Genomic DNA, 22,769 nt, shown 5'->3' on the forward strand with positions numbered 1-22,769 from the left:
TCAGCGGCGATAATGCTTGGATTTATGGTGATAGGGAAAGGGGGATTGGGGATGGACACGGCCGCAGCGCAGTCTGCTTACTACGTATCTCCGTCGGGTGACGACGTCAACGGCAGCGGGACTGCGGATTCTCCGTTCCGGACGCCGGAGAAAGCGAGAGATGCCGTCAGGCAGCAAATCGCCGGAGGCATGAATGCGGACGTTACCGTCTATTTGCGTCAAGGCGTTTACCGGCTCGATTCGACATTGACGCTTACGGAAGCTGATTCGGGAAGGGACGGACATGAGGTTGTATATCGAAGCTTTCCCGGCGAACAGGCGGTGCTGGACGGGAGCCGAACGATCACCGGATGGCAGCCGTACAGCGGCAATATTTACATGGCATACGTGGGGACTTCGTGGACATTCGACACGCTCTATGAAGGCGATTCACATGCCGTAAAAGCTCGTTATCCGAATATTCACGACAGCGGCAATGTGTACAACCGCGTAGAAGCGGCCGTCGCCGGCGCGGATAAGACGAAATTCACGTTTGCCGCCGGGGGCGTTCCTTCCGTTGCGAACGGGAGCGGGCTGGAAACAGTGCTGTGGCCCGGCGGGGAGCAAGGCTTCGAATACTGGTATTCGTACACGGTCGGCGTGAGCGGCATTGAGTATGCCGATCGGATCGTTACGTTGTCGAAGGCCGTTCCGTATGTCATCGGGCCAGGCTCGCGTTATTATATGCAGGGTGCGTTGGAGCTGCTGGACGCACCGGGTGAATTTTACTTGGATAAAGCGGCAGGGATGCTCTACTATTACCCGCGTGACGTGTCCAGTCTTAGCGAAGGAATCAGCGCCCCTTATGCCGGTCATGTCATCGAGATGAAAGGAGCTTCGCCGACGGCTCCGGCGCAAAACATTCGTCTGGAGTCGCTCTCGATCCGCAACACCGATATCGGCAAAGACGGCGTTCGCGGGGAGAATGTACGAAATATCACGCTCTTGAATAGCCGTGTTGTAAATACAGGTGATCACGGCGTTAGGCTGTTCGGCTGGGCGCAGGGGAACCGGCTGGAGGGCAATGAAATTCATGATATCGGCTATAACGGGATCAGTGTGGAAGGAACAGCCAAGTCGCTCGCCCACGTCAGCACCGGAAACCATATCGTGAACAATCATGTATACAGGGTAGGTCTGCATTACGGCAACAGCGGCGGCATTCGCATCTATGACAGCGGAGAGAATGTGATCGCGCATAACCGCGTGCACGGCTCACCCCGGTATGCGATTCATTTAAAGGCGCAGCGCAAAGGGTATTTGATCGGCACAACGATCGAAGGCGTGGCGGTGACGGAAAGCAATTACAGGGACTATCAGCATGCGCGAAACAACATTGTGGAATTCAACGATGTCTCCGATGCGGCCAACGATTCCCAGGACGTCGGTATCATCGCGACATGGGGCGTCGGGACCGGCAATATCATCCGCAACAACCTGATTCATGACAGCGATATGAAGATATTAACGGTTCAGCCGAACAAATCGTACGGTTTCGGCATCTACCTGGACGACAATTCGGACGACGTGCTGCTGCAGAACAATGTGATCCACAGCCTGCAGCTGGAAGGCGGCGGCCAGCTGAACAGCACCCTGATGCTGAAAGGAATCGGCATTCGTGCGGACAATAATATTATAGCGGGTACGCGTGATACGAACGGGATAGTTGGCTCGACCCAGAACGCAGGCGAAATCGCCTCGCAGCTGGAGCTGACGCGCAATATTTTCTACGATAACCGGGCAAAGCTGTACCATATGAACTTTTGGGACGAACACAAGGTAGCCCGATCCGACCGCAATACGTTCTACAGGACGGATGGGATCTACGCGTTCGGCGGCCAGATTCCGGCCGCATCCTACATCGACTGGCTTGAGCTGAACAAAGGGAAGTACGACCCGCATTCGCTGCTCGCCGATCCGCTGTTTATGAATGCGGCGAAGTACGATTACAGGTTGCGGTACGATTCTCCGGCGTACAGAACCGGCTACGCCGACATCAACATGGATGCGATCGGATTGACGGAGCCATATCCGTTCGCGGACCGCAGTGAGCGTCTCGCTTCCGTATTCGTAAAAAAGTCGGGGGAGTCGGTCAACAAGGCATGGACACGGCTTGCTCCGAACGGGACGGCCCAGCTGCAGGTACAGGCGCGTACGACAACCGGCTACGCAGCGGACTTGTCGTCGGCCACGATTTCATATACAAGCAGCAATCCGTCCGCGGCAGCGGTGGACGGCAGCGGTCTTGTAACCGCCGTCGGCAGCGGTATCGCAAGGATTACCGTTGCCGTCACACAGAACGGCGCGACGCTCTCGGCCGATTTTGACGTGCTGAGCGGCGATTCGCTCACTGCGATCGGAGTGAACGTTCCCGCCCGCATCCAGGCAGGCGCAAGCGTGAATGCGATCGTATACGGCATGTCCTCGCTCGGCGGTTATGTCGACCTGACCGGTGCGACCATACAGCACGTTTCCGATCAACCCGCCGTCGCAAGTGTCGATACCGAAGGCAAGATTACCGCAAATGCCATTGGCAGCTTCCTGCTATCGGTCACGGTTGCCGCGGAAGGCGCCGCGCTGGACGTTACGATACCGCTAGAAGTGTTCGAGAAGAACGAGGATCGGATGACATTCGACTTCGAGAACGGGGCGACGGGAGGCTGGGCACCGCTGTCCGGCATCTGGCAGGTTGTAACGGACGGAACGAACAAAGCGTACCAAACGACAACGGTATCCGGTTCGGCCCGAAGCTATTGGGGCCTTGCCAAACGGACCGATTACGAGCATACCGCACAGTTCAAGGTCGACAGCTGGGGGAACGGCAATCCGGTTAGAGTCGGGCTGATCGGCCGCTACGTGAACAGCACCAATTTTTATTACGCCGTCTATGAACATACATCCGGGCAGTTTAAAATATTCAAAATCGTGAACGGAACGGTGTCGACGCTTGCGTCGTCCGACCCGATGCCGACCGATTTCACAACCGGTTACCGCCTAATGAAATTCAAGCTGCAAGGCGACTCGCTTGCTCTATATTTGGACGGAACGGAGGTTGTCAGCGCAACGGACGCCACGTTCGGCGAAGGATATCCCGGCTTGTATACGTACAACCAACCGGCATATGTGGACGACATGACGATTGCCGCGCTGCAATAAATGGACAGAACACGGGGGCGATCGGTTGCTGCGCCGCCGTGTTTACCGTTTTGGAGACGCGGCTTCGTCTCATTCAAGTCTATGGAGGGAAACACGTGAGCAAGCATGAGAATCGAGAAGAGAAGAGAACAGGCAGAAGAGCGCCTTGCATTTTGCTTCGTTCGTCATGGCAGGTTGTCAACATCGGAGATATTGCACATACGCCGGGCGTACTGACATTGATCGAGCGATATATTCCGGATGCGGAGGTTATCTTGTGGGCATCAGCCAGCCTTGGCGAGGAAGTGAAGGCGATGGAGCAGAAGCGGTTTCCGCGTCTGTCGATTGTGAAAGGCCATATCGATTCTAACGGCATCGCGTCGAATCAGCATTTGGCCGCAGCCATTGACCGATGCGATTTCTTACTTCACGGCTCCGGCCCATATCTGGTCGCAACTGATAACTTACAAGCTTTTGCAGTGGCGACTAGCAAGCCATATGGCGTGTTCGGCATTACGTATGCGGGCAATGCCGCCGAAAAGCCAGTGTTGGACAAGGCAAAATTCGTTTATTTCCGGGACTCGATATCGCTCGCCAAAGCAGTCGATGACGGTATCGCTTGTCCGTTCATGGCATTTGGGCCGGACGGCGCTTTTGCCGCGGACGTGAGAAATGAAGAGAAAGCGTTGCGATTTTTAAACGAAAAGCAGCTGGAGCAGGGGAAATACTTATGCTGCATCCCCAGGCTGCGGTTCACACCATACTGGAAAATCCAGAACACTCCCTTTAACGAAGAGAAGCACCTGCGCAATGAGCAGATGAAGGAGCATGATCATGTTCTGCTTCGTGAGGCGATCATCGCAGTCGTTCGCGAGACTGGACTGAACATTTTGCTGTGTCCGGAAGATCGTACGCAAATGGAGGTCGGAAAGGAAATGATTTGGGAGCGGCTTCCGGATGATGTACGCGCCCATGTCGTCTGGCGGGAACAGTTCTGGTTAACGGATGAAGCGCTTAGCGTCTACGTTCGTTCCGCCGGGCTTTTCGGCAACGAGATGCATTCGCCGATCATGTGCATAGGCAGCGGTATTCCCGCCCTTGTCTGCCGGTGGGTGGAGCAGACCAGCAAAGGGTACATGTGGCGCGACATCGGCTTGGGAGATTGGTTGTTCGATATGGACGCGGCCGCCGATAGAGACAGGCTGGTATCTGAGGTGATGCGGATAGCCCGGTATCCCGATCATGCCAAGAGCAAAGCGCTAAAGGCTAGAGAATACGTACGGCAGTGTCATGCTCAGATGATGCGTAAGCTGGATGAAGCGCTAAGGAAGTCTGTTGAGAACAGAGATTCATCGGTATCATCCGGTTAAAACACGCATGCGGACCACAACATATTCGAGCACGTACCTCATCTCCGCAGACGCTCCTGAGGAAAGGCTTGAAGTCCTTGATTATCAAGGGCTTCTTTGTTTTTCTTTTTCACCACTTTTATTGCAAATGCAATAATTCTGAGGTAAACTGAGCTCATGTAGTTTTATTGTATTTGCAACAAAAATATGTATCAAGGAGTTCATGATGAAGGAAATCCTTCGAGAAATTGGAATGATCGCAAGGGCATTGGATTCAATAAGCAATATCGAATTTAAAGAGTATGACCTTACCAAAGGACAGTACTTGTACCTTGTTCGAATATGTGAAAACCCGGGAATCATTCAAGAAAAAATAGCCGAAATGATCAAAGTAGATCGAACAACAGCAGCTCGCGCGATTCAAAAGCTTGAAATGAACGGTTTTATTGAGAAGAAAGACGATACGCACAATAAAAAAATTAAAAAGCTTTTTCCAACAGAGAAAGGGAACCATATTTATCCTTTTATCATAAGAGAGCATCGTTATTCCAATAGCGTTGCATTAGAAGGTTTTTCCGAAAGCGAAGTGGAGGCTGCCTTCACGCTTCTTCAAAGAATAAGAAAAAATATTGAGAAAGACTGGGAATTTGTGAAAAAGGGAAACGAGCGGCATTATTGATTCAAATGACCAAAGCACTCTTATAGCACACTTTGGAATGGTATCCGGCAAGCGAACAGAAGTATCCGTGAAGCAAACGAGGAGGAGAAAACGATGTATATTCCTTCACCATTTCAGATGGATGATATCCAAGCAGCCTACGATACGATCAAAGAACATAGCTTTGCGACCCTGTTCTCGCAGCAAAATGGAGTTCCCGTTGCGACGCTTTTGCCTTTAATTTTGGGTGATGAAAATCAATACTTATATGGGCATTTCGCGCGTCCGAATCCACAATGGAAAGATATTGGCAATCAAACGGTTCTTGCCGTTTTCCATGGTCCGCATTGCTATATTTCTCCCTCATGGTATGAAACCACGAAAGCAGTGCCAACATGGAACTATGTAACGGTGCATGTATATGGCGAAGTCGAGCTTGTCAATGATGAGAGGGAGGTCATGGACTCCCTGCAGGAATTGGTATTGAAATATGAAGCACCTGATAGTTCATATAAGCTGCAGGACGTAGACGCCGACTTGATCGCCGGGCTGAGTAAAGGGATCCAAGGATTCAAAATCAGAATCGACAAGATCGAGGGGAAATCCAAATTAAGCCAAAATCATTCCGTGCAACGACAAGAGCTTGTCATCAACCAGCTGGAACGGATCCAGAAGGAGGACGAGCAAAAGATAGCCTCGCTAATGAAAGAAAACCTTGACAAATAATCCCGACATCGTACCAAGCCAGGGTTCAACGGTAGCCCCGCTTAGTTTAACAAACCTTTCGTTTTCACCAGATTGTCTGTTTCAACAATCAGCTGGCGTAACATGTTCAAAGCCTTCTCCAATCCGTCTTGATCTTCCGTGACCAAGGTAAATACGGTATTCACTCGGTAGGAGTATTGGCTTGGGACGATGCTGAATGAATTGGCGATGGCGGAAGCTCCTTTTTCGTTCATCCAGTACGTTTCGTTCAGTGCAAACAAAACCTGATTCAAACAAGAAACGGACCTAAACCAGCATCCGGCCATGTAAGATAAGTCTTTTTTGTGCATCCCTTTTATCCCGATCTCAAGAGTGAATTGGGCTTCCCACATAAATTTTTGAATGATCGCCTTTTGCAAAGCGCGCGGATATGGCTTCGTTCTGGACTTCATTTCTGCAATGAGTCCAGACGGATCCCATAACACCTTACATAATGCGATTTCCGCTAAATACACCGAATTGATAAATCCATGAGGATGCCCCGGCTGATAATCGATCGTGATGTCCCCCGCAAAGCATTGATCCATTACTTTCGACACTTTATTCAGATCACGGTACAAAAAGTCGACCGGCATTTGATCCACTTTGAGCCAGCCGCCACCATTAATCCATGGTCCCCATCCACCGATCTCCGTCATTACGTTATCTCTGCTATCGTCATCCAGCATGGACGCAGCTTGACGAAGTTGGGCCATGTCCAACCCGCTGTCGGCATCATAATAAATGCCGATATCTATATCCGAGCTGGGAGTTTCAGTCCCCCTAGCCCTTGAACCACCTAGAACCAAGGCGTGCACGCCACTCACCTGCTTAAGGCAGTCTACTATTTTAGTAATGATAGATTGTATATCCATAGCATTCGCTCCGTTCCGATTATCGAAATTCGATTAAGCTTCATCATAAGCCATTTTTGTTCCAACGGGTAGGGAAAAGATTGGTTTAACGATTTGGCCCTGAGTAGTGTTGAAGCCCCTCGATCCATGTAAGGAAGAGGAGCTTCAAGATCAGAGCAGCTTACTCGTGTGAGGCGGAAGGTGTACGGCTGTATCGATGACGACGACGCGGCTTCCCTTTTTGAATCGTTGAACCACTTGTGGGATTATTTTTCCTCGTGGGGTAACATTTGACAAAGTAATGGCTGAATGATTTGAAGTAGCAGTGTAAATAGCTCTTCCGTTTGAAAATGTTCTTTTCCATAAATGGTTGAAATAGAGGACTTCATCTTTCAGATCATGTACTGTAAAATTTCTGATTAATTTGGACATGATCGGACACCACCTTTTCATTTTGTTTTTACACGTAATAGTGCAATATATGTCCCATCAGAAAGAATCGTATGTTTATCCACCTACGAAGATGGAGCAATTCTCAATGAAATCAATGATGATGTGATCAGGTGGAGGGACTGTAATCAAATCACCTATAGGCGAATGACATCATTGACACGTCATAATATGAATAGTATTATTAATACTATGAAAAAGATGATAAAAAAATCGCCTGTCGCTCTAGCCATTCTTTGTTTTCTAATTGAAGAACCTATGCACCCTTACCGGATGCAGCAGCTTATTAAAGAAAGGGGAAAAGACGAAGTTATTAACGTTCGCCATCGAACGAATATTTATCAAACGATTGATCGGTTGCATCGAGACGAAGCCATTGCCATCCAAGGAAAGAAAAAGCATGAAGGGAAACCGGATTTGATGGTTTATGAAATTACGAATGTAGGGCGAGAGGCTGCCTATTCGTGGATCCGGGAAATGATCTCAACCCCGGCTCAGGAGTTTTTAGAGTTTCCCGCCGCTGTTTCTTTTCTGGCGTTATTGACACCCGAAGATGTCGTGTCGCTCTTCCAACAAAGAGCACTCGCTCTTGCAGACACGTCTGCTCGACTCGATCATGAGATGCAGACTGTAGCGTCGATGGGGCTGCCGCGTTTGTTCTCACTTGAGAGTGAATATCAGCGAGCCGTGCTTGCGGCCGAGATGGCATGGGTCCAATCCGTCATCGCAGATATTCAATCGAAAAAGCTGAGATGGAGTATGGAAGAGCTGCGTGAGTTAGCCCAAGCACGGCAATCTGATGAAACGGATTCATAAACGAAAGGTCGAGGATTCTTGATGAATAATCTTTTAAACAACGCATCGACATTCGATGACACGGTTTCTGTCCTTATTGTCGGAGGAAGTCTGGTGGGCCTCTCCATCTCGCTATTTCTTGCTCGCCAGGGCATTAGGTCGTTAGTCGTCGAGCGCCATCCGGGAACGGCGATTCACCCTCGCGTGTCGGGCTTGACAGCACGAACGATGGAAATATTCCGTTCGGCCGGAATAGAGGAGGAGATCAGGCGGGAGGAGCCGCCGTTTTCTCGGGAATTCGGCGTCATGTTCGTAGAGAGTTTGGCGGGACAGCCGATTGACAATCTGATGGAGGATATGAGCGCTTACTTTACTGCGCTGAGTCCTGTCGAGGGAAACGGCATTGCGCAAGATCTGCTTGAGCCGGTACTCCGGGCACAGGCCGAACAAGCCGGCGTCGATGTGCGATACAATACGGAAATGGTCTCGTTTGTAATGGACACGGACGGCATCTCGGCGGTTATTCGCGATCGTAGCAGCGGTAACATCCGCCGTGTTCGAGCTCAATATATGGTCGGAGCGGATGGGAGCAAGAGCGGGGTTCGATCGCAGCTGGGTATTGGCCAGCACGGGGAAGGAACGCTCTGTCATCTGGTCAGCATGGTTTTCGATGCGGATATCCATGAGCTGTTCGAACATCTGAATGCGCATATGTGCTTTTTTGCCAATGAAACAGCAAGCGGAAGTCTGGTGCTCTACCCAGGGACTTTCAGGAGACCTGATCTGTACCGGTTGGATGTTATTTATGATCCCGATGAGGAAACCATGGACGATTATCCCGAAGAGCGCTGTACTGCTTTAATCCGGGCGGCGATTGGAATGGCTGACATTCCGATTGCGATTAGGAAGATGCTGACTTGGGAAATGGCCGGCCGCATTGCCGACCGGTTTCAACATGGCCGGATATTTCTGGTCGGCGATTCCGCGCGGGTTCAACCACCTAGCGGCGGCTTGGGGGGCAATACCGGGATTGCTGAGGCGCATAATCTCGCTTGGAAGCTGGCCGCCGTCTTGCGCGGCGAAGCCGGACCGGATCTGCTCTCCACTTATGATGTCGAGCGGCGGCCCATAGCGGACTATACGGTAGAGCAAGTCATCAAGCTTTCCCAGCAGCGCTCGCAGGAGGGCTCGGAGGGGATTACGGTAAATACCCTGCATCTCAATATGGGTTATCGTTACCCGATCGGCGCCATCGTGCCGGAAGCGGATGGAGGTGACCTCCCTAGAGTACAGTCGCCCGAGCTGTGGAGAGGACAGCCGGGAACTCGCGCAGCACACATCGTCCTGGAAAAGGAGGGTCAGAAGGTTTCCGCGTTGGATCTATTCGGAGCTCGCTTCGTCTTGCTCGCAGGTCCTGGCGGACATAACGTGCTGAAGGCCGCTCAACGTGTCCAAGAGATCCTTCGTCTCCCTATGGATATTTACCGGATTGGCGGTCATGGGGCCGATTTCGGCAATTCCGGGAACGATTTTCTTGACGCATACGGGATCACTTCCACAGGGGGAGTTCTTGTGCGGCCGGATGGGTACATTGGATGGAGAACATTAGCGGCCGAGGAGAGTAAGGGAGCAATGGAGCAAGTATTAACTGACGCGCTGTCGGCAATCCTCTGCCGTTAAATCTTCTTTTTGCGAAATGAAAACCACTCAATCGATAAGGAAAGGAACGATGATCATGATTACCTTCGAATATACCGAAGCCTATGACTGTCAGGCCGCTGTCGTATTTTCGCGCCTCATTGATCTAAAGGGGAGAGCATCGTGGATTAAAGGCATTATGGAGACTCGCATCATGCCCGAAGGAGCGGCCCGGTTGGGAACAACGTATTTCGAAAGCGGGAAATATTCGGGTTTCAAAAGCGAAAAAAACATGGTCGTGACCGAGCTTGTTCAGGATCAACTGCTGACGATGGAGACGGCTCCCGGTGAAAAACAAGTGTTTCGCGAAAGCTATCGGATCGAGGTAACCACGGAAAACTCCTGCCGTGTTCATTTCACGATTCAAGTAGGCAACGTTCCGAAGGTAGCCGAATTTTTCATGCGTCAATCGATGAAGAAAGAACAGCCGAGAACCGCTGCCAGCTTGAAGGAAGTGCTTAAGGATCAATAGCAGAACATTGCCCGCAGATTGATTCTCGGGCATCCGATGAACCTGTACGTACGTTCGATCCTATGTCATTCGCTTGCATTCATCAGCCGGTACTCTGAAGGGCTGTACCCGCTCCATTTCTTGAATTGATTGGAAAAAAACAAAGCGTCGGAATAACCTACGGAGGACGCTACCTGTTTGATCGTCAGAGGCTGGGTGAGCAATAGCTTAGCCTGCTCCATCCGGATTTTGTGCAGATAGGCGGAGGGGGAGAGACCGGTACGCTCTCTGAACACTCTCGAAAAGTACGTGCGATGATAGCCCAAGGAGCGGGAGAGCTGGTAGATCGTTATCGGCTGGTCATAATGCTGGGACAAAAACCGGATAGCCTTATCCACGTACGGCGCATCCGAAGCTTTCACTTGCTTTATTGCGGCATGATTTAACCAGCAGCCTAACAGCATGCGCATGAGCCCGCTTGCTTCCAGGGCACATCCGTTGAGGCCGGCATTTAAGATGGATTGTATGCGGGCGAATGTTTGTTCTGTTTCACATGGGCTTGGCGGAACGATCACCGGGTTGTTCGGGGAGAACGATAACTTGGAACATAAAATATCTGCGTAGCTGCCCCTGAACCCGATCCAGCGATAATACCAAGGATCGTGAGGGTCGGATTCGTAGGTGAAAGATTTTCCGGGATAAATCAGGAAAACTTGCCCTTGCTCAAGCTTGTATTCCCGGTTACCGAAGCGGAATATGCCTTTACCGGAAACGACAAAATGTAATAAATAGTAGCCTACGGTTTTGGGACCGACTTTATAGGAAGGGTCGGTGGTATGCTGGCCTGCAAATAACACATTCAGTTCGCTGTTATCTTGATGTGGGTTGATGGAAACGGTATATTTTTTTTCCATAAGATCACCTCTAATGTCTAACATCTACAATTCATAGAAGGCCATTGTTAAATATACTCCTGTGAAGTATAAAGGTTTTGTAATTCATGGTGAAAAGCTACAATCCTCTATATCGAAGTTACACCTCTCTATAACGGCAGGCGCCTCCGCTATTTTATACTTGATGCAGAACACATCCCAGATCGGCGTGCGGTTCCATCATTAGAGGAGGCGAAACTCTATGAATAAAAGGCAGATTGCATGTATCGTTGCAATGGCACTTGCCATCTCGGGCTGTGCCAAAGAACCGGACCGCGGGGAGGGCAAGCCTATACCGGAAGCTGCACCGGAGCCGGTCACACTGAAAATGTTTTTGACGCAAGGATTCAACGAGCAAGAAATGCAGGAAATGCTGGTTGGGCCGCTGCAGGCGAAGTACCCGTATATTACCCTCGAGACGGTCACGGGGAAAATTGAGGATTTGCTGGCTTCGGGAGATTTACCGGATTTAATTACGATATGGAACGGCCAAATATTACCTTATTACCGCTTGGGGCTGCTCGAAGACATTACGCCCGTCCTTAAGCAGAATCAAGTGGATCTGTCCCGGTTTGAGCCGTCCAGCCTTGATGCAATCCGCGTAGGCGAAATCGGCAAAAATGAATTATTCGGCCTCCCGTATACGATGCAGTTGAATGCGCTCTACTACAACAAAGATATTTTTGACCGGTTCGGGGTTGCTTACCCGAAGGATGGGATGACCTGGGACGACACCATCGAATTAGCAAGAAAAGTATCGCGCGTGGAAAACGGCACCCAATATCGCGGGCTCGACTACGAAACGATCATTCGCATTGCGTTTCCGCTTTCGGTCAATTTTGTAGATCATCAGAAGCAAACGGCGAATGTGAACTCGGATGCATGGCGAAATGCATTCCAGACGGCCAAGCGTATTATTTCCATTCCGAACAACATGCCGAAGAAAATCGATTCCGGCGGTTCTACGGCGTTTTTCCAGGAAAAGAACGTGGCCATGTTCGCTTCCGTCAACCATTTCAGAAACTTGCAGAAGCCCATCGAGGAAGGCTTGAATCTCGGTGTCGCTCAATATCCGAGCTATCCGCATCAGCCTAACGTGTATGGACTGGCCGATTCGCACTATATGCTCGTTTCCAAGCAATCGAAGCACAAGGACGCGGCAGTCAAAGTATTGAAGACGCTTACTTCCGACGAGGTGCAAAAAATTGCCGTGAGCAAGTTCGCCAGACTGACGCCGCTGAGAAACAATCAAATTAAGGAGCTGTTCGGCAGTGAAATGCCGCATCTGAAAGGAATCGACTTCAAGTCCGTCTTTAAAAGCAAGGCGGCGCCCGGGCCGATCTTCCCGACAATATACGGTCAGGCCTACAGCGTCATGTCCCAGGAATATATTAAATTCGCCTCGGACCAGCAGGATTTGAATACGGCGCTGAAAACGGCGGAGGAGCGGATTAACCAGCTGCTCGAGCAGGAAAAAAAGGCGGCGGCCAATAAATAACGGCATTTTTGGCGGAGCATTTGCACCGGACAGCCGCTCGATAGAACGGCAAACAGGCTTGGGAGACAACCCGAGCCTGTTCGTTCATGGGGCTATGAAGAGCTGTGACTACAGCTCTCGGTCACGTGCCGCATAAGCGGTCGGTGACATGCCCGTGTACTTGCGAAACATTTTGTAAAAATAAGAGGTGTCGTAATACCCCAAGTGATGAGCGATGAAAGTGACGGTCAGCGTTGTATTCTGCAGCATCTCCATGGCGGTGGCGATCCGCAGCCGGTGCTGGTATTCCAGCGGCGTCTGGCCGACCGCTTCCTTGAAGAGCGATAACGTATAGTTGGGAGAGCGATGTATAAGCTCGGCCAGCTCTTGCAGGACAAGCGGCTTGCGGTAATTCTGGGTAATATGCTGCTCCAGCTTGTCCACGTGAGCTGCCCGGCGCTTCGGCAATGGAGGCGCTTCGAGTTCACGGCACGTGTTCCCGAGCATTTCAAGCAGAATGCCGGTCTGGATCGTATCGTAATATTCCCTGCGCTCAATAGACTGCCGATGCAAAGAGATGAAACGTTCCTGATAATAATCGAACATGCGGACCCGTATGAACTGCGGATCCGTTTTTTGGATTAACGGCAGGTTGAGCTCGGGTGAACAGGTGAAGATGACGGCATACTTCTGATGAAGAATTTCCTTATCGTTGAAGGCTTCCCGCTGCGTGCCGGACGGGATGAATATCAGCTCGCCCTTCGACGCCTCCCGGGTCACATCGTTCAGCCGATAGAGCAGCTTCCCGTGCGTCACGAGCACAAGAACATGAAATTGTACATGCTGCAGCCGGTTGTGCCAATGCGGTATGCAATCGTCAAAATATACGTTAAGGATATTCAACATAACGCCAGGAACCTCCTGCGAAATTGATTGTGGTTCTGTACATGCAATCGTAACTTTATACATGGTGTTTGTAAAGCGGTTCCGTCTATACTGGACATGAGGTGAAGACGATGAATGCCCATACCAGGCCGAATATACTGTTCATCATGTCCGATGATCATGCTTCCCATGCCATGAGCTGTTATGGAAGCCGTATTAACGAAACGCCGAACATCGATCGTATTGCAAACGAAGGAATGCGATTTGACAACTGCTTTTGCACCAACTCGATCTGTTCCCCGAGTCGCGCGGCGATTTTGACAGGAATGTACAATCACTTGAATGGCGTGAAATCGATCAACGACGACTTCGACGGCAGACAGATGACCTACCCGAAGCTGCTTCAGGCGGAGGGATACCAGACGGCCATTGTCGGCAAGTGGCATCTCGGCCACGGCGGTGATGCCGATCCGACGGGCTTCGACTACTGGACGGTCGTACCGGGGCAGGGGCATTATCATGATCCTGTCTTTATCGAAATGGGAGAGCGAAAGCGATACCCCGGGTATGTAACGGATTTGACGGCGGATTTTTGCATCGACTGGCTGGATCGGCGTGACAAGGATCGTCCGTTCATGCTGATGTGCCATCACAAGGCGCCGCATCGGCCCTGGGAGCCGGCGGCCAAGTATGCGAACCTGTATGAGGATATCGAGATTCCGGAACCGGAAACGTTCTACGACGATTATTCCAACCGCGCTCAAGCTGCGCATGAGGCCAAAATGCGGATCGATCGCGATATGAAGGATCAAGTGGATCTCAAAGGCTTGCCGCCGGAAGGTTTGACGCCGCTTGAGCAGAAAAAGTGGAGATACCAGCGGTATATTAAGGATTACTTGCGCTGCGTCGCTTCAATCGATGAGAATGTCGGACGGCTGCTGGATTATTTGGACAAGGAAGGCTTGACCGACAATACGATCGTTGTCTATACATCGGATCAAGGCTTCTTCTTAGGCGATCATGGCTGGTATGACAAACGGTTTATGTACGAGGAGTCTTTGCGCATGCCTTTCGTCGTGCGTTACCCGCGTGTGATTAAACCGGGGTCGGTAACGGAAGCAATGACGCTCAATATCGATTTCCCATCGACGTTCCTTGATTACGCTGGAGTCGCTATTCCGAAGGAAATGCAGGGCCACAGCCTGCGTCCGGTCTTTGAAGGAATGAAGCCGGATGACTGGCGAACCTCAATGTATTACCGCTACTGGATGCATCTGGATGAGCACCACAATGTATACTCTCACTACGGCATCAGAACAGACCGTTATAAGCTGATTTATTATTATGCGGAGGCTCTGGGAACGTCAGGGTCAATGGAAGAGAAGCGCCCGCCGGAATGGGAACTATTCGACTTGGATAAGGATCCTCACGAATTGAATAATGTATATTCCGATTCTGCGTATGCCGAGATTGTACCTGCGCTCAAAGCGGAAATGCATGCGCTGCAGCGCGCGGTTTTAGACGAGCCGGTCGAGGAGATCGAATAACCTGCGATAGAGCACCTGAATGGAAATCCCCGTAACTGGGGATTTTTTTTATTTTGAAAGCACATCAGGAGAAGGCATTCCTTGAACGATTTCATGCCATCGTCCAAGCAGTTACGCCTTTGCAGGAATAAGATGCTGAAGCGAGCTATGATTCCAAAATTTAAGGGGAAGGAGCGTGCGTTATCATCCGCAAATATTCGACGGGACCGCTGAATAATCTGACGGAAAAGGACAGAATTGTTTCTAAAAATATAGCTGTTAACTCGATAAATAACCATCCGCATCGGGTTGCCAAGGTGACAGTTAAAGTCTATGCTTTGAACGGGAAAAAGAAATTAATCCATTTCATTACCTTTCATGTTAAACCGAATGCATCCACCTTCCATAATTTCAATGTGTCCAAAGCGAAGCAGTACGAAGTTCAATTTATAACCAATCAGCCGCAAGTTGCTTTTGCATCGTTTGGAATCAGTCCGCAAGATCGCTATGTTGCTGCGCATCGAGTCATTAATAGTGAATTAACAAGAATGGTTTAAGCTGCTTTTTTCGTACGATTAGGTTAGCCGGAAACTTCTGGCTGGCCTTTTTCTTATGCGCCTTAATCTAACGGCAGCCGAGACCTTTTGCGCGACTTCCCGTTATCGTGGTAATGTTGAAGTAGCCAAGGGGGGAACGGAATTGAAAGAGATGCTTGCCATTAAGAAGGCGACCGATCACATGGGAGAAGGAGAATTGAAGCCGTATTTACGGTTTATTTTGGCGAAAATCAGGCTAATGAAGGAGCAGGAGGGACCGCTGGAAGCGGCGGCTGCCGAGCTGATCGAACTGTACGATGAACTGATGGGACTTCAGGACAAAAGGATGCACTGGGATCCTGTACCCGCCTGCACTCATGTCCATATCGTTCTCGGCGATTCTTTTGCGGGCAGTATGAAGCTGGCATTAAAAGAACTTGGTCGGGAGGACACGCACAAGCTGATTGTATTGCGTGACAATTACGCCGTTGGTCCGCTCGGCGATCTGGACTCGCCAGAAGGACGGAAGGCACGGAGCAGCTGGTTCCGCGACAATATCACGGAAGCATGCGAAGCTTACGCCGAATTCGAAGAGGATTACAACGAACTTCTGGACAAACTGGAGCATATTCCGGAACAGGCAGAAGTGCTGGTTTGGACCGGCGGCAACGCATGTGAGCAGGCAGGGATGCGGCATGCGCTTTACCTGTTGCGAAGCAAACGTAAACGTAATGCTATTTCGGTACGCGATGCTGGCGCAGACTGTGAGGCGTTTCACAACCGGCCTGATGCCTTTATTAACTATAGGCATTCCGGAGAGATCCCAACGGATAAACTTCGAGAAGCGATCATCCGTCTGGACGGCAGTGGAACGCTGCATGCTGCTGAGATTTCGCGGCTGCAGCATGAATGGCAGGAAATCACGAAGCAAACCGGAACGCTGCGTATTTGGCGGGACAACACCGTACTGGAGGTGACTGTAGATTATTATGATCCATACTTGCTGGACACGTTGGACAAGCTGCAGCCGCCCGCCGGCGATAACGGTTTTCTGAGAGCAGCCCGTCTGATTGGAGAAGCGCTAGGTTATTGCGAGCAGTATATCGGGGATTCGTATTTTGAATACCGGCTGAGAGAGATGATTTATGATGGTATTCTTGAAATCAAAGGCGTTCCTGCGGCCATGCGGTATTACAGCATCAGACGCAAACGCCGTACGGATCGCGAGCCTTCAGTCTGACGGCCATCATAAATGACTTGCGATGTGCAGTCTATACTTTTGGGCTTATTTCTTATATGTTATTTCATACCGGCCGGTAAAAACGAATACGAAGTTGTTACTGCGACAAACTGTACAGACAATCCATTTGAGGCTGTCCGAATAGGAGGGATAAGTTTGAGGACGGATATAAGTAACTGGAAGCCGCTCACGGTACGGGAGATAAATGAAATTTTTTCTGACATTCCGATCCGTTGGTGCATTGCCGGGGGCTGGGCATTGGACCTGCATCTGGGTAAACAGACGAGGGAGCATAGCGATGTGGATGTTATCATTACGCGTGAAGAACAGTTCATCGCATATGAGCATTTAATTCGCGATTGGACGTTATACAGGGCCGAGGATGGCAAGCTGAGTCTTTGGGAAGATGGTGTGTATTTGAACACGACAAATGACGTATGGGTTAGCAAGAACGACGAGTCGCCTTGGGCTTTTCAGTTGATGATCATCGATACCGAAGATTATTGGTGGACTTATAAGAGAGATAAATCCATTCGAAGGCCAATAGCCGACATGATGTTGAAGACGGATGAAGGCATCCCTTATTTGAGACCGGAAATCCAACTTCTTCATAAAGCAGGCGGTTCGAACGTACGGGAGAAAGATTATCGTGATTTCCAAACCATGCTGCCGTCGCTTCTGGAGCAAGAAAAAGAATGGCTGAAATCTTCTTTAAACCGGCAATTTCCGGAAGGCCATGATTGGCTCAAATTTTTGTAAATTCGAATTGCTGCGCTAAACATGCCTGCATAGCGTAGAAATCAACTGATTTATGAAAAGGGAGCGCCTCGAAGGGGTTGTCTTGAGGTTCGAAGCCCAGCATCCCGAGGAGGCGCTCGGGTCAAAGGCGTAATGAGTGTGTGCAAATTTTTGCCGTCTTTTTTACAAATATATATAACGATGCCCACTGCGGCTTATGTATAATAGCTGTAAGACGGAATAGTTCTGTAACCGATTGATTTGATTCCAATTGTAGAGCGCTTACATAATAGCGTCTACAACATACCTTGAGGAGGCAACGCGCGATGAGTATACTTCCGATTCACCCGGACTGGAAAGTAGAGAAGATCGAATGCGTCACGATGGAAGGAGAACGGCACAGGTCGGCTGGCGCCAATGCCAAGCTAAGCACGCATGGGAAAGTGATGAAACATCCGGTTGCGCGAGTCACGATCGGCGGTGTAAGCGGATTCGGCTGGACGCGAATCCGCAAGGAGGATGCGGCGAAGCTGATCGGTATGCGCGCGGCGGAGCTGTTCGACATCGGCGGGGCTGTGCTGCCGCCGTATCGCGGGCTTGACTTCCCGCTTCTTGACTGGCTCGCCAAGGTGCAGAATAAGCCGGTCTGCGAGCTGTTCGCGCGCGAAAGCGGCAGCGCGGACAATTATCGCGTGCCGTGCTACGATACATCGCTTTACTTCGACGAGCTTCACATTGCTGACGACGAGGCCGCCGTCCGTTATATACAGGACGAAGCACGCGAAGGAGCGGACAAGGGCCACCGCAACTTCAAAATCAAAGTCGGGCGCGGAGCGCGTCATATGCCGCTCGCGGAAGGCATACGGCGGGATATTGCGATTATTCGCGCTGTCCGCGAGGTGGCCGGGCCTAGCGGGAAGGTCATGATCGACGCCAACAACGGATACAACGTAAATATCGCCAAGCAGGTGCTTGCCGAAACGGCCGACTGCCAGGTGTACTGGATCGAAGAAGCTTTCCACGAAGACCCTGTTTATTACGGGGACTTGAAGGAATGGATCGTGCGGGAGAACATCGGCACGTTGATAGGTGACGGCGAAGGAGCCGGCGTTTCCCCGCAGCTGCTCGATTGGGCGAAGCAGGGGCTTATCGACGTCATTCAATACGACATACTGGATTATACGTTCTCGGGCTGGACGGAGCTCGGACGAAGCCTTGACCGGCACGGCCTTAAGTCTTCCCCGCACAACTACGGTCGGGCGTATGGCAACTATGTGCTCAGCCATTTGAAGGCGGCCGTCGGACAGTTCCAGTTTGTCGAGTGGGATGCAGGTGTTATGCCGGGCATCGACGATAGCGGCTACCGGATCGAGGACGGCCACGTCATCGTACCGAACAAGCCGGGTTTCGGTTTGGAGCTCGACGACGCTTATTTTGCGCGATTGGTCAACGAGAAGGGCTGGACGCTAAGCTAAGTAAAAGAAAGCCGCATCGACACTTAACGAACAAGCCCGGCGGAACGGCGGCGATTACGGCAAGTCCGCCCGCCGCGGTGCCATGGAGGGATAGAAAATGAACAGGACATTGAGACCGCCGGCCGTACCGTTGGTGACGGTTGATCCGTATTTCAGCGTATGGTCGGCTTCGGACCGGCTTTATGAGAGCCATACATGCCATTGGACCGGGAAACGTCATGCGATGACAGGTATGGCCGTCATCGACGATACGGTGTACCGGTTTATGGGGAGGGTGCATCTGAGCGGGCCGGACCCGTATGAGCCTCCGCATATGGAGCAAACCGGCTTGCGCGTGCTGCCGCTCAGTTCTATCTATACCTTCGAGGCCGGAGGTGTCCGGCTGGAGGTCGATTTTACGACGCCGCTGCTTCCCGGCGAGCTCGATGTATTGTCGCGGCCCGCGTCTTACATCACGGTCCGCGCCAATTCCATTGACGAAAGGCTGCACAGCGTCCGCATTTATTTCGACGCGACCGCCGAATGGTGCGTAGATACGCCGGATCAGCAGGTAGAATGGGGGCGGCTGACGATTGACGGACATCCGGCGATGAAGGTCGGTACGACCGCGCAGCCGGTACTGGTCAAGGACGGCGACAACGTTCGCATCGACTGGGGGTATTTGTATGTGGTCGCCCCTCGGACGGATTACTCGGGCGAAGCCGCTGTCGCGATCGGGTCCTTGCGGACGCGCGAAGCTTTTGCAGCGGAAGGGCGGCTGCCGGAGGCGGACGACGAGCGGATGCCGCGCGCCGTGGAGGACGATACGCCGCTGCTGGCTGTCCTGCTCGATATAGGTGACGTCGGCGCGGAGGCGAAGTCGGCCTTTGTCGTGCTCGGCTACGACGATATTATGTCGATCGAATATTTCCACAAGCCGCTTCCGGCTTACTGGCGGCACATCTTCGCGACGATGGAGGAGATGCTGGCCGCGGCGATTCGCGACTATCCGCTTGCGATGCAGAAGTGCGAGCTGTTCAATCGCGAGCTGCTGGAGGAAGCTGCGGCTGCCGGCGGGCCGTACTATGCCGATTTGCTCGCGATTGCGTATCGGCAGGCGATCGCCGCACACAAGCTCGTGCGCGACGAGAACGGAGACGTGCTGTTTCTGTCGAAGGAGTGCTTCAGCAACGGCTGCATCGGCACAGTCGACGTCAGCTATCCGTCGGCGCCGCTATTTCTGCGGTATAATCCCGAGCTCGTGAAAGGGATGCTGCGGCCCATTATGCGCTTTGCCCGCTCTGAGGCGTGGCCGTATGAATTTGCGCCGCATGATGTGGGACGTTACCCGAAGGCGAACGGTCAGGTGTACAGGCAGAACAAACGGGAGGAGCAGATGCCCGTCGAAGAATGCGGGAATATGCTCATTATGGCGGCGGCGGTATGCGCTGCGGAACAGAGCGACGCGTTCGCGCAGGAGCATTGGGACTTGCTTACGTTATGGGCGGAATATTTGGCCGGACACGGGCTCGATCCGGAAAACCAGAACTGCACTGACGATTTCGCTTCTCATCTGGCGCACAACGCCAACTTGTCGATTAAGGCGATTATGGCGATCGGCGGCTATGGGATCCTGTGCCGCATGCGCGGTCTCGGGCAGGAGGCGTCGCATTATTACGATATGGCGAAGCGGATGGCGAAGGAATGGCAGCGAATGGCGCTTGATGCGTCCGGCGGCCATTACAAACTGACGTTCGACCGTGACGGGACGTGGGGGATGAAGTACAACCTCGTATGGGACGATATATTCCAGCTGGAGCTGTTCCCGCAGGAGGTTAAGCAGAAGGAGCTTGCGCATTACTTGGCGATTCGCAACGAATACGGCACGCCGCTCGATAGCCGGAATACGTTTACGAAGTCGGACTGGCTTGTCTGGGTCGCTTCCTTCGCCAAGGAGAAGCGGCAGTTTGAAGAGATGATCGAGCCGCTCTGGCGGTTTCTTCACGAATCGCCGCACCGCGTTCCGGCCGGCGACTGGTACGATACGATCGAGCCGCTCAATAAGCGGTTCCAGCACCGTTCGGTCGTCGGCGGATTCTTCGTCCGGCTGCTCCTGTTTCCGAAGCGGCTCTGACCGTATTGAAATTTTTGCCGAACTGAATAATGGATTGCCGGCTGCCGAACGGGGCCGGCTTTTTCGTTTTTTCAGTGTCCAGACGCACAACCGTGCCCATGATACCGCCAGGCGGCGATGATTCATTTAGAAACTTTGGTTACGTATTGTGGGAAGGCAGCATACAATACGATGGTTCCTCGTTTGCCGAAAAGGACTGAACCTATGGGGAAAGGGCGAAAATGGATGGTACTCATGAACAAACAAGGGGGCATTGTTTTTCGTAAAGGTAAGTATAAGCTTCGAAAAATAAATCGCAAGAAATCGTTGCTCAGCAAAAAACGAATAAAGCTCACGTCCTGGGGGAGTCTTCAAAACGGGGGCTTTGAAGATGCGACTCCGCTTCAAGCGGCGCACTGGTCGGTTTCAAGCAATGATATTTACTTTGCAAAAAACGATTCCGCCTTATTTGGCAAAGGGTATGCCGTCATCGCACTTACCAAGGGGGAAGATGCCGTACTTTCTCAAATCACACTTCCTTTGGAGGATTCGAATTACAGACTCGCTTTTTGGTTGAGGAGAGTGACGACACCCATGGACGGAACGATTACCGTGTCATTAATAGGGTCAAGTTTACTTCCGATAACCTATCAGGCCAGTCTCGTCTCCTATTTGAAGTGGCGAAAGTTCATCATCACGATCAATAGCGCGGCTTTAGATCCCGGGAAATCGCATACCTTATCTGTCCGTTTCAGCTGCAATTCATCAAGTTTGCTGCTAAATATGGACAATGTTACATTGTTTCCGACATAAGCGTATGTCATGAATGGCCTTTGAGGAACGCAGGAAACCGCTCAGCCGAGTGGTTTTTTTGTGATCACATAGTTGTAAGCAGGTTGGAAATTGGCACTTTGGAATGGAGTTAGGTATCATAGGCTTAAGGAACGTCGGCAAACCCTCCATACGAAGGAAGTGTCAAACGATGAATTTAGAAACGGTTATGCAGGAACTGGAGGCTCTTGGCAAGGATCGGCTCAAGAAAATGTACATGGCCAATGGCGCGCGGGAGCCGCTGTTTGGCGTGGCGACAGGAGAAATGAAGCCGATTTTCAAGAAGACCAAGCTCAATCAACCTTTAGCCGAGCAGCTCTATGCCACGGGGAACTACGACGCAATGTACTTTGCCGGCATCATCGCTGAGCCTAACGCAATGACGGAGGCGGATTATGACCGCTGGATGGATTCGGCGTATTTTTATATGCTGTCCGATTTTGTAGTGGCGGTCACTTTGTCGGAAGCGGATATTGCGCAAGAGGTGGCCGATAAGTGGATAGCAAGCGGCGAAGATTTGAGAATGTCAGCAGGCTGGAGTTGTTATTGCTGGCTGTTGGGCAGTCGTCCGGATCGCGAATTTTCGGAAAGCAAACTTGCCAAGATGCTGGAACAAGTGGAACATACGATTCATGATGCACCCGTGCGAACGAAATATTCAATGCATAATTTCATATACACCGTAGCGACTTCCTATTTGCCGCTCCATGACAAGGCGGCCGCAACCGCGAAGGCCGTATGTCCGGTAGAAGTCAAAAGCGACAAGGGAAAGAACAAGCTCCTCAACGCCGTCGAAAATATTCAAAAGATGGCAGATCGAGGGAAGCTTGGCTTCAAGCGCAAGCATGTAAGGTGTTAAGGGAG

The 22,769-nt window shown here is 51.3% G+C and carries 19 protein-coding genes; 15 read left to right on the plus strand and 4 right to left on the minus strand.

Annotated features, from left to right (window positions below):
* Positions 1–51: 51 nt before the first annotated feature.
* The 4 genes from KXG62_RS05470 to KXG62_RS05485 all read left to right on the plus strand — a co-directional run bounded on the left by KXG62_RS05470 (position 52) and on the right by KXG62_RS05485 (position 5,907).
* Entirely contained in the window at positions 52–3,195 is a 3,144-nt protein-coding gene (locus KXG62_RS05470) for a right-handed parallel beta-helix repeat-containing protein (protein ID WP_218090918.1), read from the plus strand.
* A 95-nt stretch (positions 3,196–3,290) separates the two neighbouring features.
* On the plus strand, positions 3,291–4,544 hold the full coding sequence (locus KXG62_RS05475) for a polysaccharide pyruvyl transferase family protein (protein WP_218090919.1): 1,254 nt from the start codon (positions 3,291–3,293) through the stop codon (positions 4,542–4,544).
* 205 nt (positions 4,545–4,749) lie between these two features.
* Positions 4,750–5,202 carry a MarR family winged helix-turn-helix transcriptional regulator gene (locus KXG62_RS05480; RefSeq protein ID WP_218091033.1) on the plus strand — a complete coding sequence of 151 codons (453 nt, stop codon included), beginning with the start codon at positions 4,750–4,752 and terminating at the stop codon, positions 5,200–5,202.
* Between the two features lie 93 nt (positions 5,203–5,295).
* Complete coding sequence (locus tag KXG62_RS05485; RefSeq protein ID WP_218090920.1) at positions 5,296–5,907, plus strand: FMN-binding negative transcriptional regulator; 612 nt, start codon at positions 5,296–5,298, stop codon at positions 5,905–5,907.
* Between the two features lie 41 nt (positions 5,908–5,948).
* Here KXG62_RS05485 and KXG62_RS05490 read toward each other — a convergent pair whose 3' ends face one another.
* Both KXG62_RS05490 and KXG62_RS05495 read right to left on the minus strand, forming a co-directional pair.
* A complete protein-coding gene (locus tag KXG62_RS05490; protein WP_218090921.1) occupies positions 5,949–6,800 on the minus strand; it encodes a nucleotidyltransferase domain-containing protein in 852 nt (283 codons plus the stop codon).
* A gap of 150 nt (positions 6,801–6,950) precedes the next feature.
* The gene (locus KXG62_RS05495; RefSeq protein ID WP_218090922.1) at positions 6,951–7,211 is read right to left on the minus strand and encodes a hypothetical protein; all 261 of its coding nucleotides are present in this window, start codon (positions 7,209–7,211) and stop codon (positions 6,951–6,953) included.
* Between the two features lie 174 nt (positions 7,212–7,385).
* Between KXG62_RS05495 and KXG62_RS05500 the strand changes: the two genes are divergently transcribed.
* The 3 genes from KXG62_RS05500 to KXG62_RS05510 are packed head-to-tail and all read left to right on the plus strand — an operon-like array spanning position 7,386 to position 10,194.
* Positions 7,386–8,045, plus strand: coding sequence for a PadR family transcriptional regulator (locus KXG62_RS05500; RefSeq protein WP_246627300.1), 660 nt, complete (start codon positions 7,386–7,388; stop codon positions 8,043–8,045).
* A gap of 21 nt (positions 8,046–8,066) precedes the next feature.
* Positions 8,067–9,704, plus strand: a complete 1,638-nt coding sequence (locus KXG62_RS05505; protein ID WP_218090923.1) for an FAD-dependent monooxygenase — start codon at positions 8,067–8,069, stop codon at positions 9,702–9,704.
* A gap of 49 nt (positions 9,705–9,753) precedes the next feature.
* Positions 9,754–10,194 carry an SRPBCC family protein gene (locus tag KXG62_RS05510; RefSeq protein ID WP_218090924.1) on the plus strand — a complete coding sequence of 147 codons (441 nt, stop codon included), beginning with the start codon at positions 9,754–9,756 and terminating at the stop codon, positions 10,192–10,194.
* A gap of 65 nt (positions 10,195–10,259) precedes the next feature.
* On the opposite strand, the gene KXG62_RS05515 is transcribed toward KXG62_RS05510, so the two are convergent.
* On the minus strand, positions 10,260–11,087 hold the full coding sequence (locus KXG62_RS05515; protein ID WP_218090925.1) for an AraC family transcriptional regulator: 828 nt from the start codon (positions 11,085–11,087) through the stop codon (positions 10,260–10,262).
* A 220-nt stretch (positions 11,088–11,307) separates the two neighbouring features.
* On the opposite strand from KXG62_RS05515, the gene KXG62_RS05520 reads away from it, so the two are divergent.
* Positions 11,308–12,603, plus strand: coding sequence for an ABC transporter substrate-binding protein (locus KXG62_RS05520; protein ID WP_218090926.1), 1,296 nt, complete (start codon positions 11,308–11,310; stop codon positions 12,601–12,603).
* Between the two features lie 108 nt (positions 12,604–12,711).
* Here the strand turns inward: KXG62_RS05520 and KXG62_RS05525 are convergent, their stop codons facing one another.
* Positions 12,712–13,488: a helix-turn-helix domain-containing protein gene (locus KXG62_RS05525; RefSeq protein ID WP_218090927.1), complete on the minus strand. Its 777-nt coding sequence runs from the start codon at positions 13,486–13,488 to the stop codon at positions 12,712–12,714.
* 110 nt (positions 13,489–13,598) lie between these two features.
* Here KXG62_RS05525 and KXG62_RS05530 point away from each other — a divergent pair, with 110 nt between their 5' ends.
* From KXG62_RS05530 to KXG62_RS05560, 7 genes are all read left to right on the plus strand, one after another.
* Positions 13,599–15,014 carry a sulfatase family protein gene (locus KXG62_RS05530; RefSeq protein ID WP_218090928.1) on the plus strand — a complete coding sequence of 472 codons (1,416 nt, stop codon included), beginning with the start codon at positions 13,599–13,601 and terminating at the stop codon, positions 15,012–15,014.
* A 687-nt stretch (positions 15,015–15,701) separates the two neighbouring features.
* On the plus strand, positions 15,702–16,769 hold the full coding sequence (locus KXG62_RS05535; protein WP_246627312.1) for a DUF1835 domain-containing protein: 1,068 nt from the start codon (positions 15,702–15,704) through the stop codon (positions 16,767–16,769).
* Between the two features lie 156 nt (positions 16,770–16,925).
* Positions 16,926–17,528 carry a nucleotidyltransferase domain-containing protein gene (locus KXG62_RS05540; RefSeq protein WP_218090929.1) on the plus strand — a complete coding sequence of 201 codons (603 nt, stop codon included), beginning with the start codon at positions 16,926–16,928 and terminating at the stop codon, positions 17,526–17,528.
* 305 nt (positions 17,529–17,833) lie between these two features.
* Positions 17,834–18,982, plus strand: coding sequence for an enolase C-terminal domain-like protein (locus KXG62_RS05545; RefSeq protein ID WP_218090930.1), 1,149 nt, complete (start codon positions 17,834–17,836; stop codon positions 18,980–18,982).
* Positions 18,983–19,079: 97 nt separating this feature from the next.
* On the plus strand, positions 19,080–21,095 hold the full coding sequence (locus tag KXG62_RS05550) for a glutaminase family protein (RefSeq protein ID WP_218090931.1): 2,016 nt from the start codon (positions 19,080–19,082) through the stop codon (positions 21,093–21,095).
* 234 nt (positions 21,096–21,329) lie between these two features.
* Positions 21,330–21,887 (plus strand): hypothetical protein, encoded by a 558-nt coding sequence (locus KXG62_RS05555; RefSeq protein ID WP_218090932.1) that lies wholly within the window; start codon positions 21,330–21,332, stop codon positions 21,885–21,887.
* A 169-nt stretch (positions 21,888–22,056) separates the two neighbouring features.
* Positions 22,057–22,764 carry a DNA alkylation repair protein gene (locus KXG62_RS05560; protein ID WP_218090933.1) on the plus strand — a complete coding sequence of 236 codons (708 nt, stop codon included), beginning with the start codon at positions 22,057–22,059 and terminating at the stop codon, positions 22,762–22,764.
* The last annotated feature ends 5 nt before the right edge of the window (positions 22,765–22,769 follow it).

Origin of the sequence: Paenibacillus solanacearum, from assembly GCF_910593845.1 — a bacterium.
In the GTDB taxonomy this organism is placed as follows: Bacteria; Bacillota; Bacilli; order Paenibacillales; family NBRC-103111; genus Paenibacillus_G; species Paenibacillus_G solanacearum.